Source organism: Tunturibacter gelidoferens (assembly GCF_040358255.1).
In the GTDB taxonomy this organism is placed as follows: Bacteria; Acidobacteriota; Terriglobia; order Terriglobales; family Acidobacteriaceae; genus Edaphobacter; species Edaphobacter gelidiferens.
The window spans coordinates 4,365,338-4,379,959 of the sequence record NZ_CP132938.1 but is presented as its reverse complement, the minus strand read 5'-3'; the positions used below and the strand labels follow the sequence as shown (position 1 = coordinate 4,379,959).

Here is a 14,622-nt window from a genome sequence, read left to right as displayed (position 1 = left end):
ATCAATGACAACAATAAAGACGATTCGGCTAGCTTCGGTGGTCACGGCAATCAATGTCCTGGTCGCGAGCTGCTTTTCCATCGTGGGGATCATCCGTCCGCAATACCTGGTCCCTGCGGGATACGTTCCAACGCAGGCGTCGTTGATATTGGCGATGTACGCGGCGGCGCGCACAATTCCCCTGGCCTTGTTCGCATTGGGGGCGATCTACAAGCAGGCGACTTCTGCGTTGCTGATCCTAGGTGCGCTCGCCGGCGCCATGCAATTGCTGGATGCCGGAATCGGTCTGTTTGAGCATGATCTTGGGAAATGCGCTGGGCCGCTCTTTATCGCCGTCCTCCAATTCTTCGTGGTGTATCTGCTTCACAGATCAGTGCGGATCACGCCGGAAACGAAGCGTGAATAAACGTCCGCTTGTTGCCGCAGATATTCCTCACCGTTGCATTGTCGGTACCCACATGGTCGACTTTTTGCAGCCTCAGATGCGGAGACGGCCATGCTCGTCTCACTGTCTTCGAAGACGCTGGCCTCCAGTCTTCAGGAGATGCGCGCTGTGGACCGAGAGACATCTTCACCTAAGCGTAGGGCCGCTTCCAGAACAAAAGCAATATCGAATACAAGGCCAAAGCCCTCATTGTTAGCCGGCTACGCGTGATTGTCAGAATTACTCCCCACAAACGCCGCAGGATCCACGAATATTTGAGTTTCCGAGCGGCAGTCAAGACAGACGCGGGCACGGCTGCAGCAGCCCCCACTGACGAGAGTAAGGTGCGGGTTGCCCGTGATCCGCCCAGAACTCCGAAGTCCTGAAATTTCTCGGCCCGCAGTGTTCCCTGAGTGCGTTGGCGATTTACCACTCGTCGAGGTTCGCTGAAGCGAACTCCGTCTATCGTGACTAATACCGTGGCCGCTGTTCAGTTGGCTAAATCAGTTAGAGCGCTATTCGGTTGGCACCACAGCAAACGTGATTGCAGCTAACGCGCAGGATGCCAATAGTCTCGTCATGATTGTCTCCTCATTTCCTCCGTCATATGGCGCGCGTCTTCCTGGCGTGAGACTCGGCTGCTACGGTGTTGCGTGTTGAAGTCGCGATCACCGGAGGCCGCGCGCTCTTGCTGAGTAATAGGAATTCCAAAATAATTCGGCTAAGCGTGGCGCAATCTTTTTTTGTGGAGCTTGCAACCAGAGGAAGAGACGCAGGTTGGAGTGGAGCCCGGTCCGTCTCCCAGCGTGTACGCGTTCTACCGGGGCTTCACTCCGCAACGTCTGGTAATTTTGGCGCTGGCGGTAATGACCTTTGCCGCAGCGTTCACGCTCGAAAGTCGGACGAAGAGAACGCACGCTGCCGCTGTGCCAAGCCACTTGTCAGTTACGATCTTCCGGCTGGGGAAGTGGGTCCGCCAACACGAGACCGGTGGAAAGACCAAAGGGCATGGCGGCGACCGCACTCTCAAAACCTGTTTTGGGATCGATCACATAAAGACCGGAGGCACCAGTGAAGTCGGTCGCATACAATTTGCCGTCCCGGGCGAAAGCCAACCCCATCACGGTGTTACTTCCCACCAGATTAACGATCTTCGTGGCTGCGCCGGTTTCGGGATTGATGCGATACAGGATCGCAGGAACATAAGAAGGGTTGAGAGTGGTCGTCACACCGTACAGGTTCCCGTGACGATCGAATGCTAGGCCCATAAAGTATTGAGGAGCGCCCGTTGGACCGATGCGGGTAAAGTCCCCGGTAAACTCATTGACCCTATACAGCGAGTTGAAATTCGGGTCTGAGCCGGAGCAGTCGGTGTTCAGATCGTTCGGGTCACCGTTCGGGTAACAACCTCCAACCGCGTATAGAGTCCCATCGGGACCGAAAGCCATGGCCATGACGGCGAGCCCGGGAACGGGAACACCGAACAGCGTGGCCAGTCCGGTTTTCTTATCGAAACTGGTGAGCTGCTGGGTCCCAAAAAGTTTGCCGCACATGCTGAGTGGTGTCCCGGAGGGCGACATCGCCAGCGTGGCGCAGCCCGTTTTGATTGGTCCAATGTCGGTCGTGGTGATCTTCCCGCCGGTCACTTCAATCGCCCACATTTCCCTCACTCCAGGAGGAGAAGCAATAGTATAGAAGACATGTCTGGTTTGATCGTCTTCATCAGCCGCGGGAGTCGCCGCCAGGACGCCTTTGGACGGTAGAACACCTGTCATTGCTAACGCGATGAACAGGCACAAGCCATTCGATAGCAGGTTTTTTCCTGAGAGTGATTTTCCGAACATGGTGACATCCTCCTCGAAAGAGACTTGGAAGCAAACGGAATCCGGCGCTGGAATCGGCCTAGCACTCGGTCTTCCGACTGTTCTCGCAGCACCTTAGCCTGTGGGCTGTGGTCGATTGATCCGCAGGTTACAGGAAGCCGCGCTCTCACTAAGTAAAAGGAAATTCCGAGAGAATTCGGCTCAGCGGTGCCCGATCTTTTTCGGGCTTGCAACCAAGGAGGACAAAGCGGACTCAGTAAAGGCTACCGACCAATCCAGGAGAGAGACTAGCGGAGTCAGAAGTCCTTAACGAGCACCCAGCCGCAGATTGGCTAAGGCCATAGCGGGCGCTCATGTCCCGATCTGGCATGCATTACGTAACCACTTACCTACACAGCTTGCGTACCGGGATTATGGAAGGCAGATACATTTCTGAGTTTGGCGACTCATTGAGCGAATGATTTCACTTCGGCGAATGATTCCGATGTATTCATTTCTTCTCCAGAGTGAGAGCATAAATATCGTCGGTCCCCGAGTATCGAAGCATCAGAGGCGCATCTGTCGTGTCAAGCGCCATCCAAGGGCCCCTTGCATAGCGGAAATCTTTCAGGTCAATTACTAGTTCCGGCATTCCACCCTTCAAAGGGATTCGAAACACGCCTGGATTGCCATGCAGGCTCACAAAAAAGATGAATCGGCTATCCCTTGACCAGACGTGCCAGATCGCTTCCCTACCGATTTGCAGCACCCAAGCTTGCTGCGTCACGAGATCAAAGATCTTCAGGCCGAGCGCGTCGTCCGCCTGTACCTCGACGAAGCGACCGTCTGGAGACCACTGTGGAGCGGAGAACCCCTCCGATCCGGGTAGTGTGCTCACATGATGGGTGGCGAGGTCGAGGATGTATATCATGCCTGGAACATTCCTATCCGGCCCACGTGAGAATGCGATTCTCCGTCCATCCGGTGACCAATTCGGAGCATCCTGCGCTCCCTTATCCTCGGGGAGGAGAAGCCGGGGTGTGCCGCCGGAAGAAGAGATGATATAAGCTTCAGACTGGCCACCCGGAGTGTCCGCCATAAACAAGATTTGGGAGCCGTCAGGCGACCAGCGCGGCAGCACGGGATACATGGGAGGGTCGCTGAGTTGCACCGGCTTGGTGCCATCCAGGTTAGCTCTCAACAGGACGCCTTCCGGGAAGGAAACGTACACAACTGATTTGCCATCCTTGGAGAAGTCAACGAACTGAGCTGAGATGCCCTTAAGGAAGGGCTCAAACTTACCGGACTTCGAGTCGAACCGGACAAGTTCGCCGCGGAAAGTGAAACCATCCGCAAAGATCTTCTTTCCGTCCCTGCTGGGAAGAGGATCTCCCCAATAAAGTGGGCCTGAAGTTAATTTGACCGGCTCTGCGGGATGCTGGCGAAACAGACCCAGGCGATCGTCGAGAGCCCAAATCTGGTGGCCGGATGGCTGGTCGCCAGCCATGAATATGAAAAACTCGCCATCTGGGGTCCACTGACCACAACAACTCGCGTAAGAGGGACGCCAATTGTGGAGCAACTCATGAAGGTTGGAGCCGTTCGAGGACATCTCCCAGGGCCGACCGTCCTTGAAAAACCTCATCGTTTTGCCGTCGGGAGACCAACTGAGTCCATCGATCCCGCTGCCACCCACGCGGGCCAGCGTTCGAACTCCTGTTCCGTCGCTTCGAATCAGGTTTATATCGCCGTCCGCCGTAGAGTAGCCCACTGATTCTCCGTCGGGCGACCAGGTCACGGCTACAGCGTCTGTCAGGTAGCGAACCGAGCCTCCGGGTACCCGAACTATCGATACCGATTTGGTCGGCTTCTTGTCCCATACACCAAACGGCCAGGCAAGCATTCTGGACCCATCCGGCGAGAGGCAGCCCGGCAATAGAACGGCATTTTGTAATTCAACCGAGATCGGCTCGCTTACTCCACCTGACAAAGCTATCTGCTGAATGCCGCCTTGTTCGTCCAGGGAATAATACAGTCTGATCCCGTCGGTCCCGCCCGCTCGCTTTCCGTGACCATCAAACGTCATTTGCGTGTATTCCGAGATTCGAGGCGGAGGAGGCGGGCGATGCATATACCAGACTGCGATGACCACGCTGACGAGCACGGCGGCGCCCGGCAGCAGCCAACTCAAAAGCATTTTGCGTTTTGCCTGTGAACCCGGTTTTGGAGTTGGGTCTGTCGTCACGACTTTGCCCGAACCAGTGTCGCGCTTGAGCCGGTTCAGGTCGGCGCGCAGGTCGGCGGCGCTCTGGTAGCGCAGATCGCGGTCTTTCTCCAGCGCCTTGCTGACGACATGATCCAGGGCTTTCGGAAGAGCGGAAACCACCCTCGATGGTGGAGGTGGTGTTTCGTCGAGAATGGCCTTGTGTACCAGGGTCGTGGTCTTGCCGTGGAACGCCATCTTTCCCGTAGCCATCTCGTAGAGCACCGCACCCAGGGAGAAAATATCTGTCCGTGCATCGAGGTCTTCGCCCCTCGCCTGTTCAGGCGACATGTAAGGCGCGGTTCCCATCGCGACGCCCGGCGTTGACAGTATTTTCTGGTCCCTTGCGGTCTCGGCTGACGTATCCGACTCGGGGCCCGACTCGTCCAGTTTCGCTAGTCCGAAGTCCAGTACCTTCGATTCGCCGTGGGTCGTGACGAAGACGTTCGCCGGTTTGAGGTCGCGATGCACAATGCCTCGCCGATGCGCGGCTTCAAGAGCATCGGCGACCTCTGCCGCGTAGCGGAGAGTCAGCTCAAGTGAAAGCCTGCCCTTCTGCAATCGCCTCGCGAGCGTCTGACCTTCCAGATACTCCATTACAAGGAATGGTGTTCCGTCCTGTTGACCGACGTCATGCAACGTGCAAATGTTGGGATGCTGAAGAGCCGAGATCGCCCGTGCCTCCCGCTCGAATCTCTGCTGGCGAAATGAATCGGAAGACAACGCACGCGGGATCACTTTGATGGCAACGGTGCGATTGAGCCGTGTATCTCGCCCGCGGTACACCTCGCCCATGCCTCCCGCACCCAGGAGAGCCTGAACCTCGTACGGCCCGAGTCGAGTTCCCGCCTCCAGCATGGTGTTGCCCGGGGCAGTCGACCCGGGGAGTGCGACCTGCTGTGCTGCCGGAGACTCCAGAAAGTTCGGATCGAGCTTGCCTTCGATGGAGAGCATCTCGTCGACGTCCTCACGCAGCGACGGATCGGAGGCGCATTCGCGGTCAAGAAACGCAGCCCGGTCCGCTGGACGCAGTTCCATGGCGCTTTCCAGGACCCCGCGAACCATCTGCCAGCGTTCCGGAGTCATGCGTGGGCTTTTCCGCAAAGTTGCTGGTACAGCCAGACCCGCGCGGTCGACCAGTGCCGCTTCACTGTTGCCGGTGAAATACCGACTACCTCGGCCGTCTCTTCGATCGAAAAGCCGCCGAAGAAGCGCAGCTCCACAATTCGGGCTTGTTCCGCATCCAGATTAGAGAGTTCGGTCAATGCACGGTCCAGATCGAGCAGATCCACGGGCCGGCCCTGCATGACCGCATGAACATCCTCGAGGGTACAGTTCCTCACGCCACCGCCTCTCTTCGCCGCTCGCTTCTCCCGCTCGTAGCCGACCAGGATCTGGCGCATCAGCAACGCACAGACGGCAATGAAATGCGACTTGTTCTGAAATTGGCCCCGGAACTGATGATGGAGGCGCATGTAGGCCTCGTGAACCAGTGCCGTGGTTTGCAGCGTATGCGGCGATGGGGCCCGTCGCAGTTGCTGGCGGGCAACCCTGCGAAGTTCCTCGTAGATCAGCGGTATGAGTGCCCGAAGGGCCTCCCGGTCTCCCGCGCCCCACTTGGCCAGGAGTTCATCAACTTCGGGCAAATCGGTTCGTGGCATGGGCCCCCCAGACGAACTAGACTAGCGACTGGATATTGCTTCAGGGAACGCGATAGGGGACTATCGATGCGTTGCCGACATGATATCTCCAAAAATGTCGATTTTGTGAGATATCTTCTCTCCGCAACCTCGTTCGCATATCTTCGGCCATTTCGTATACCGGGTAATCTGGCCCCAACGCGACGAGAACGCGCCAAAGGCGAATCTATCGTTGGGCGGCCCCGCGGCCGCGCCGGGGTTTTAGCCGGAGCCGCATGACGAATCTGGAAGCACTTAGAGGAATTGTGAAGGATTAGTCCCTATGTCGGCCAGTGTCCAGCGATGCCTCATCTGCTGCTCGTGGACTTGTGCTAACAGGACGAGGCACTCATCCAGATGGGCTGAAGGTCAAATCGCCGGTTCCGGTCAGATCGTCGGCAACTCGTCAATTAACCCGTCGGCTAACGGAATACGACCGGTAAGGTGCGGGTTGCCCGTAATCCGCCAACAAAGCCGGATTCGCGTTCAGTCTGAGCTTTCACGAACGCTCACTGAGTGCCAGGCCGATTTATCCCCAAACCGGCAAGGGTATTTTCGTTGGGACACAATCAGGGACGTATTCAGGGTTTCTGGAACGTTCTTACGCGTTCTCGCTCCCGTTCGATTGCTTCGCGGATCGCTCTTGTGATCAAGTCGGGCTCATCGATAGGAACCATATGCGAGCTGTTCCACGCTATGATCTGTTCACTCGTTCGTGCCAACGCCAAGAGATCCTTTTGGAATGCTCTGTAATCCTGGCAGTCGTTTGACGTATTAATAACCCATAGGGGCGTATCTCCCAGAGGGTATTGGTGTCCACCTGTCACCTTGTTTATAAGGGCGAAGCAATCAGCTGCCATCTCCGGACCAGGCCGAACCGGGTGCTGAGAGAGAGCCCACATATGAAGCTCCTGATCACGTGCCGGCAATTTGCTGAAGTTTGAATCGTCTTCAAAGCCCAGAACGATAGGTGCCTTGGAAAGAAGCACCGGCGGACTATAGCCACGTGACGAACCATGGGAAGGCGAAACATGAGGCGGAACGTCTTTGCCGACACCGGAGAGAAATGCGTGGTCCACGATGATCATCCCGGCGATATTGTCGGGGTAACGGGCGGTGTAGATTCGCTCCCAAAGGGCGCCTACGGAAAACCCGACGAGGACATAACGACCGTCGATAGGCATTTTTGTAAGAAGCCTATGGATCTCGTCGACTCTATCCGTGCATGTCGGTGTCGCTTTTGCTGCAGGCGTTCGATCGGAGGCCTGGGACGAGGGAATCAATGTTGGGGTCTGGAAAGGGTCGCTCCATGCGTTCCCTGATGGATCGAAGGTGCACACTCGCGTCCACTTCGCGACTTCAGGTTGAACCAGTCCCCAATCGAAGGAGAAAGCCGCGCCCACGATCATCACCGTTGGGCTCCCTTCGCCGATGCAGTACAAATGCACCCGATAGCCTCCTACGTCGACGAGAGTGCCTAGGGGCAGAGGCTTCGATTGATTCGTAATTTGAGTTCTGGCCGTTGACCCAGCGGACAACAGAAGAGCTACGCAAGCACCCATAAGAAGCGGATTGTGGCCGAGGTGTGAGCAAGCCGCCTTTAGAAGGGATCTTCCTGGAACTCTCATGACGTCAACCATCCTCCCACGCACTCGGCAAGAACACCCCTTCGATACTCTTCTTAGGGCTTCTCTATACGCTCAACACGGTTTGCAATCGCGCCAATCAGCAATCTTTCCGAACCTTGTGTGGAAGAACAGCATTGGAGCGCACGACACCATCTCGAATTACGATCCCAGCAGGAAACGAATCGGCATGAAAGATGTTCAATTCTGATTCAGGTACCACCAGAACGGACACAGTCGGCGGCAGCGTCCGTTGCCACTCACGCAAAGCGTCACGTATCTGGTCTGAAGGTATATCCTCCCGTCCCGTGTTGGCGCTCCAGGAGGTGATTGCATAGATCCGGTGTTGCGCAGAATATTTTGCCAGATCCCGCACAACACTGGGCGCACCTGGGGACCAAAGGGTGAAAGGAAGAAAGATCACTGTGCCGTTTGCCAGTCGGACCGTACGAGGAACAAGCGTGTTTTTACTGATTGCGTGTCCATGTAACGAGTTCAATGGCACCTTTGATCCGACCATCGTTTGCCGAGCCAAAGCAGCCTGCATTGGCGCGAGATCCGCAGTGCCCATCCAACTCTTTTGCTGCGCAACTTCGATTAGCACTTGCAGGACGGCTGGGGTAGCGCCTTTGGCCGACTTCTCTGAAAGGGCGGCGCACCGTACCGCGTCCGAGAACAAAACGCTTGAGGAGGCACCTACGTCTTTGCCTTCAATCGCCTTTCCGCTGACAAGGAGAGGAAGTGTGATGGCACTTTGCGACTCACACAGGTGCAAAGCCAGTTTGTCGAATGTGGCATCTACGCCCTCAGCAGCATCGATCACTTGACTGATGGCAAAGTGGATCTGCGCATCGTACGGATAGTCACTCAAAAGCGACCTAATCTCTGCCGCTGCAGAAGCCGGTTGGTTTAGACCGAGATGCGCGCGCACAAGCAGGATCAGAGCTTGTCTTTTATTTAATGCATCGGGAAGCACAAGATATTTTGTTAGAGAAGCACGCGCCGGTTCGAACTGCTGCCCGAAGAGACACAACTCGCCCAAAGAAAGCAGTTCTTTGGCGTTAGTTGTGAGGGCGGATACATCCGCCGAAAGTGCGAGGCAGTCACGAGACGCCATGCCTATACCAACACCTAGTGCAAACTTGTCCGCCTCGGTTAGATCGTTTTGCTGGGCTCTGGCTGCATTGAGGGGCAACAGAGCAGCTTTATATGCCTCCGAGGGGGATAGAAACTTTGTATCTTCTTGAGCTTGAGCCCCCTTGTTTGCCGACCATCCAAGAGTTGGCGGTAGATCGGTACACTCTACCGTGCTAGGCAAGATCTATGTGCGGATGATGATAAGGGGAGCTTTTCTCATCCGTGACAATCAACGCGGAGACTCAAGCGCTGAGAGCTCACTCCGTGCGGTCCACAAGGGGATACGGTAGTAGCCGGGTTCTCCTAATTCCGCCAAACGGATGGCTTCGCGGTATTCGGCGCGCGCTTGGGGAAGCTGTTTCCTCTTGGCCAAGACCTGCGCCAGCGTGAGATGGCATTGCATTCTTTGTGGGGCCATCTCAACCGCAGTGCGGGCTTCCGCCAGTGCTTCGTCCAAACGCCCCTGAGACGCAAGGACCTGCGCCTCGGTAGAGTGGCTCGCTGCGGAAAGCGGCGGTAGATCGAAACGGCCTTGAAAGATGAGGGTATGTCCACCCAAGTTGGCTACCGGCTTTACGTGCCACAGTGGGCCATAGGGATTAAGCTCTGGAGGACCCCAGATCATCCCAGACAATTGCGACGTGGAAATTAAGAGAGTCCCTTCCACCGGGCTTGGAACGATGGCAAATCGATTGGACGTAAAGGCAGAAGCGCCCGGAAATGACTTGCAGGGTACGTCGTAGTAATCCAGGTCGGCTGTGCCGAAGGAAGCAATCCAGCAATCGGTGATTCGGTTACGTGCAAGATAGTTTCTTTCATCGATGTGCCCGCCTCCGGTGTCCACGTTCGAGGCGGACAGGTAACGATACGTTTCCTGCGGACCTCCCCAGATTTCATTAGAGTAGGAAAGATAATTAGGAAACGCTTTTAGTGAAGAAACGCAATGAAGAGCCGCAAGGGCGACCACGACATACATCCAGGCACGCTTGCGCCCAGCCAGCCGCCACGCCGCACCTGCGGCGAACACAATCAGGAACGGAAAAATCGGCAGAATGTGCCGTATACCGATATTGAGCCGCGAGGTCAGGCTCACACTGAAAAACACAGCTGCCGGGACCGTAAGGAAAAGTGTCTCGCGCTTTTTCTCGTGCCATAGATATGGACCTGCAACAACTACAAGGAGGAGCAGTAGCAGAAAGCCCAGAGTGCTCTTGATCACAAATGCAACCGGAAAGTAGAACCACTGCCCCGTGGGATAGAGATGGCCCAGAAGAAACGTCTGGCGGCCGCCAGCTGAGGCGATTGTAACGTTGGCCATACCGTAGAGATAGGACTCAGGCAGCAGCGAGGTCAGCCGCGGAATTACCTTTGACAGCAACACGCTGTGGACGCCGCCGTTCTGGATGGCATCCTGAATGTAAGCGGAGATGGAATCCGACATCTCGTGACCCGGAGGCCTCGCGGAGTAGCGAAAGAGATAAAATCCCCAGAGAATGGTGATGGCTAGGGCAACAATTACCGCAAGAGGCACTGCACGGCTAATCAGCAATTCCTTCCATTCGCTGCGAGGGTCACCGGAACCTGCGGGGGCATGGGTTCGCCGGCGCGTCCAGAAGTCCGCCATCGCTAAGATGGCAAGAGTTGGAAGCAGCAGGATGCCGGAATGCTTCGCCGCGAGCGCCAGGCCCGTAGCCAGAGCGCAGATAATCATCTGTGTCAGCGTCGGCTGCTGAGTGTAGCGATAAAAGGCGTAGACGGCTGCGAAAGCCCAACAGGTCACGGGCAAGTCCGTGGTTACGATCGCGCCGTGCGCCAGAATTGTCGGCTCAAATACGAGCAGCACCAAAGCGAGAAGCGCCGCGCCCCCGCCGAACATCTTCCGCGCTGCAACGAAGACGAACACGGCCAGCAAGAGCGTGAACGACGCAGCAAAGAAACGAGTCTCTGCCAGGATTTTTCCCGCGTCGTTCGAATAAAGAAAATCGTGCCCGTGTAAGAAATCGGCGGATTGGCCCGTCTTGTATGATGCGCAGGGCGCGCCGGGATTTTTCGGCCGGTCGAAAACTAGTGGGAGGGTATCGACGAGCTTCGCGAAGGGTGGATGCTCGGGATTGACGCCGAAATCGCCGCATTGCCAGTAGCGATAACCCGCGAAGATGTGGTCCGCCTCATCGATCGTTTGTGATTGCCGACGCGCGAAAAATCCTAACTCGGCCACGAGAACAAGCAGGAGGAAAGCCACCGAGACCACCTCGAAATACCTCTTCGATACAATACGTGATCGCATGTCCTACACCGCGCGGGGACGAACTTGCATGGCGAAAGCTCAAAGGTGAACTAACACGCCGAAGATATACCGACGAGATCAAAACGAACAACATTTTTGACTACTCTGCTGCGCTCGACCGTAGGAAGGCTGCAGCTTGCCTTAGCGTACATGAATTTCCGTTTCGTGAGGTGTCCCCTTAAGCAATTGTTGCCGAAGCGTCGGCTGCTTGGTGCGATCGAGAGTGAACCCAATCTCTTGCGCACTCTTAGCATCCTTCGTTGTTTGGTCAGCGCAGAGAACAGCACCTGGCATCATACCCACGCCGAAGATGAAGGCGAGCTGTCTGATTGTTCGATATCGCACGAACGGTGAAAACTCCATCGAATCACCCCAGTGGCATACTTACTTACAGCGGGCATGTTGAATCGTGAGCGTTTCGCTAGCCACCCGGAAGTTGGACTCCCCGCCGCGATAACTTCTTGTTTGCCCGTGATCCGGGAGTTACTGATTTCCTTCCCACAAGCCGACTTTGCAGGGATTGATCTGTGTCGCTACTTCCGTTTTGCGGACTACTGATTCCTTTTGCGCGGCACACATTCATTCCCAACAAAAACGATACCCCAGAATCCCGGGGCATCGCATGTCACTTCAGCCTGAATGCAGACTCGTGCGCTCTTTGCTTCAACCATCTTTTCGTGCTCGAGGCTCTCTATTTCTCGAAGGCGATTACCCCGAACAGTCCAGTGAAATTATTGTCCGGGCCAGCGGTGAAAAAGAGCTGATTGGTGGCACCATTTTTGCCGGTTCCATCCCCAAATTCAATTCCCCAGAGCTGGTCGATGTGGATGACCTCGCCGAGGGTGTTGGTCAGCGTGCCAACAAATTGGCCCGTGACTGCGTTGAAAGAGTTGATGGTCCCGCTATTGGTATTGTTCGTGACCAGCAGCGTGTTGCTGAATGGTCCGAAGTTCTTCGGCGCGATGGCGAAACCCCATGGCTGATTGAGCGGCTTCCCCTTGGCCAGCTGTTTCAGGAGCGTTCCGTTCTCGGCAAAGATGTCAATGTATCCACCGGCAGCTCCTGAGGCGCTGGCGAATGAGACGTAGACGAGACCACCGAAGTCCTGAATGCCGAACGGTGCGAAACCAGCAGGAACAGTCGGGTCGGTAAACGAAGTTACGAGTTTGAAGTTGCCATCATAAATATCAACCTTGTTGTTTTTATTGTCGACGGCAAAGAGATAGTTGCCGGAAGGCTTGCTGGTGATCGCTAAACCGGTATAGGACGCGCCCGGTGTGGTGACGGCAACGAGGGCTGCGTTGAAACTTACGCTGGGGGCCCAGCCACTGATGGTGCCGTCAAGGGTGGCAAACAGGAAGGCCGCCGGAGCGCCTTTGATCTGGAACTCTGGCGATTTGTTGAAGACGATGCCGGTAGGAGAACCGGGCCCATCTCCGCCTGCTGTGGGGATCAACACGTCCAAGGGTACTTTGGTCCCATTGGAGTCATAGAGCGTGGACCAGCCTGAGTTGGCATCGCTGATCCAATAAGGTCCGCCGGGCGCATAAGTGAGTCCCCAGGCATTTACCAACAAGGGATCTGTAACCTTTGCCGCTCTCTCCTGGTTCGAGACCAGGTTGGTCACCTTATATTGTGCGAAGGCAGCGTTAGGGACGGACAACGATGTGAGTGCGAAAGACGCGGTCAGAACGACAGAGCGAAATGACATGGTGGTTCTCCTTTAGAGAGCAGGTGGCGGTTTTTCAGTTACTGAACTGAATGGTTGGCCTGTCGCCTACAAGGGTGCTGCTGCAGAACACCTCGATTGTCAGAGAATTGTCATCTCTCTGTGAAACTTCGGAATAAGAGTCGAGAAGGCAGACCAAGAGATTCAGCTGGAAGCATTCCTGAAGCGGGATTCGTGCATCACGGATCGACGCATGGCTGCTTTCGTTCGTAATCGGCAGCTCGAATGTTGGCTGTCCCTGCGACTCGGCGATGACTTCTGAATAACGGACCATTCGGAGATGATCCAAGGAATAGGTCACGACAAGCGCGCTTCTCATCAGTTATCGCTGGATCGTCGGCTACTCGGACAGAACCTCTTTTGCAGGCCAATGTTCCGAAGGCGTAACACCATTCCTCCCGGATCGCCGCCCAACCGGACATTACCTTTCCGGTAATGCCGGTTGGCCGACAACACTCCCGCGATCCGGGTTTTATCCTCAATAGGTGAGGTCTGCGGCCCCATGCGCCTTAATCCTGAGCAGCTTGCGGTTCGGTACTATTATGACGATCTACAGTATTGAAAGCTTCCGCGAATTGCTGTCGACGCGCTCGGGCAGGGCTATGACGGCCTGCGTTGAGGTCCTGACGTGCAGAAGGTTCGAGGTCCGGAGTGATCGGAAAACGGGAGAGAACAGAAATCTCGGGTCGGATCTCCAGAAAAAATCGGATCTCCTCTGGGAAGGATCCCGATCATGTCGCTGCGTAAAGGGTTGCTGTTCGCAATGCTGTTGGCGATCGTTGCCTTGGCGGAGCCCGGAAGGGTCAACGTTGACAAGACGGAATTTGATGTGCCGAAGCCGAATACGTTGTTGCGCGCTCCTGCGCCTGCCACTGCGGCATTGCCTTGGTACGGCAGCTGGCCGGCAAACAAGCTAAGTCGATGGCTCAAGGCATTCCGCAGGAAAGGCGAATTGGTGCCGGCGTCATTTCTTCCGATTCAATTCAAGAACCCCAAAGGTTTAGGTATTGGAAAGTTGCTCGTCGCGAGCCGCGGCCTCGGCGACCCGCATTTCGCTGGAACAGTAATCCTGCTAGTTCACTACGATGAAAATGGCGTAGTCGGACTAATTCTCAACCGGCGCACCGATGTGCCGCTTTCTCAAGTTCTTGATCTCAATGCCGCGAAAGACCGCTCCGACCCGGTCTATATCGGGGGTCCTATGGAGCCTTCGGCTGCATTTGCACTTTTTCAGTCCTCGGCCAAGATTGAAAAAGCTGAGAACATCTTCGGTGGTGTTTATTTGATCTCCGACAAAGGCCTCTTCGAAAAAACAATTTCGGCCCGGCCTGACCCTAACGTTTTTCACGTTTACCTGGGATATGCCGGATGGACGCAAGATCAATTGCGGACCGAGGTGCAATTGGGCGCGTGGTTCGTTTTTCCGGTAGACACCGCCACAATATTCAATCCTGATCCGGATTCTTTGTGGTTGCAGATGATTCGGAAGACAGAGTTGCGATTGGCGAAGACTGAGCCCTTCGTAGAAATCTCCCAGCCAGTAGAATTGTTTTGATAAATCCCGAGTCATTCACCAAGCCGATATTTCGCACAATACATCGTTCCGGGAGAATCACCGCCGATTCGGAACTAACTACTTGATCAACACCTCGCAGCGGGTGTTGTCAAAGATGATC

The 14,622-nt window shown here is 55.6% G+C and carries 9 protein-coding genes; 2 read left to right on the top strand and 7 right to left on the bottom strand.

From position 1 onward, the window contains the following. The first annotated feature begins 4 nt into the window (after nt 1-4). On the top strand, nt 5-406 hold the full coding sequence (locus RBB81_RS18990; RefSeq protein WP_353071716.1) for a hypothetical protein: 402 nt from the start codon (nt 5-7) through the stop codon (nt 404-406). Nucleotides 407-1,365: 959 nt separating this feature from the next. Here RBB81_RS18990 and RBB81_RS18985 read toward each other — a convergent pair. The 7 genes from RBB81_RS18985 to RBB81_RS18955 form a co-directional block, all read right to left on the bottom strand. After that, a complete protein-coding gene (locus tag RBB81_RS18985; RefSeq protein WP_353071715.1) occupies nt 1,366-2,268 on the bottom strand; it encodes a DUF6923 family protein in 903 nt (300 codons plus the stop codon). A gap of 469 nt (nt 2,269-2,737) precedes the next feature. Further along, nucleotides 2,738-5,527, bottom strand: coding sequence for a protein kinase domain-containing protein (locus tag RBB81_RS18980; protein WP_353071714.1), 2,790 nt, complete (start codon nt 5,525-5,527; stop codon nt 2,738-2,740). A gap of 44 nt (nt 5,528-5,571) precedes the next feature. Continuing rightward, nucleotides 5,572-6,150 (bottom strand): sigma-70 family RNA polymerase sigma factor, encoded by a 579-nt coding sequence (locus tag RBB81_RS18975; RefSeq protein WP_353071713.1) that lies wholly within the window; start codon nt 6,148-6,150, stop codon nt 5,572-5,574. Nucleotides 6,151-6,749: 599 nt separating this feature from the next. Continuing rightward, a complete protein-coding gene (locus RBB81_RS18970) occupies nt 6,750-7,580 on the bottom strand; it encodes an alpha/beta fold hydrolase (protein ID WP_179584638.1) in 831 nt (276 codons plus the stop codon). 313 nt (nt 7,581-7,893) lie between these two features. Continuing rightward, entirely contained in the window at nt 7,894-8,988 is a 1,095-nt protein-coding gene (locus tag RBB81_RS18965) for a hypothetical protein (protein ID WP_179584636.1), read from the bottom strand. A gap of 171 nt (nt 8,989-9,159) precedes the next feature. After that, nucleotides 9,160-11,217: a tetratricopeptide repeat protein gene (locus RBB81_RS18960; protein WP_353071712.1), complete on the bottom strand. Its 2,058-nt coding sequence runs from the start codon at nt 11,215-11,217 to the stop codon at nt 9,160-9,162. 691 nt (nt 11,218-11,908) lie between these two features. Beyond that, on the bottom strand, nt 11,909-12,928 hold the full coding sequence (locus RBB81_RS18955) for a TIGR03118 family protein (protein WP_179584632.1): 1,020 nt from the start codon (nt 12,926-12,928) through the stop codon (nt 11,909-11,911). Between the two features lie 751 nt (nt 12,929-13,679). Between RBB81_RS18955 and RBB81_RS18950 the strand changes: the two genes are divergently transcribed. Beyond that, nucleotides 13,680-14,501 carry a YqgE/AlgH family protein gene (locus RBB81_RS18950; RefSeq protein WP_353071711.1) on the top strand — a complete coding sequence of 274 codons (822 nt, stop codon included), beginning with the start codon at nt 13,680-13,682 and terminating at the stop codon, nt 14,499-14,501. The last annotated feature ends 121 nt before the right edge of the window (nt 14,502-14,622 follow it).

What these genes read in the sequence shown, in the direction of transcription:
- RBB81_RS18950 (WP_353071711.1), top strand. Translation starts at nt 13,680, where the DNA reads ATGTCGCTGCGTAAAGGGTTGCTGTTCGCAATGCTGTTGGCGATCGTT.
- RBB81_RS18990 (WP_353071716.1), top strand. Translation starts at nt 5, where the DNA reads ATGACAACAATAAAGACGATTCGGCTAGCTTCGGTGGTCACGGCAATC.
- RBB81_RS18960 (WP_353071712.1), bottom strand. Translation starts at nt 11,217, where the DNA reads ATGCGATCACGTATTGTATCGAAGAGGTATTTCGAGGTGGTCTCGGTG.
- RBB81_RS18980 (WP_353071714.1), bottom strand. Translation starts at nt 5,527, where the DNA reads ATGGAACTGCGTCCAGCGGACCGGGCTGCGTTTCTTGACCGCGAATGC.
- RBB81_RS18975 (WP_353071713.1), bottom strand. Translation starts at nt 6,150, where the DNA reads ATGCCACGAACCGATTTGCCCGAAGTTGATGAACTCCTGGCCAAGTGG.
- RBB81_RS18985 (WP_353071715.1), bottom strand. Translation starts at nt 2,268, where the DNA reads ATGTTCGGAAAATCACTCTCAGGAAAAAACCTGCTATCGAATGGCTTG.
- RBB81_RS18955 (WP_179584632.1), bottom strand. Translation starts at nt 12,928, where the DNA reads ATGTCATTTCGCTCTGTCGTTCTGACCGCGTCTTTCGCACTCACATCG.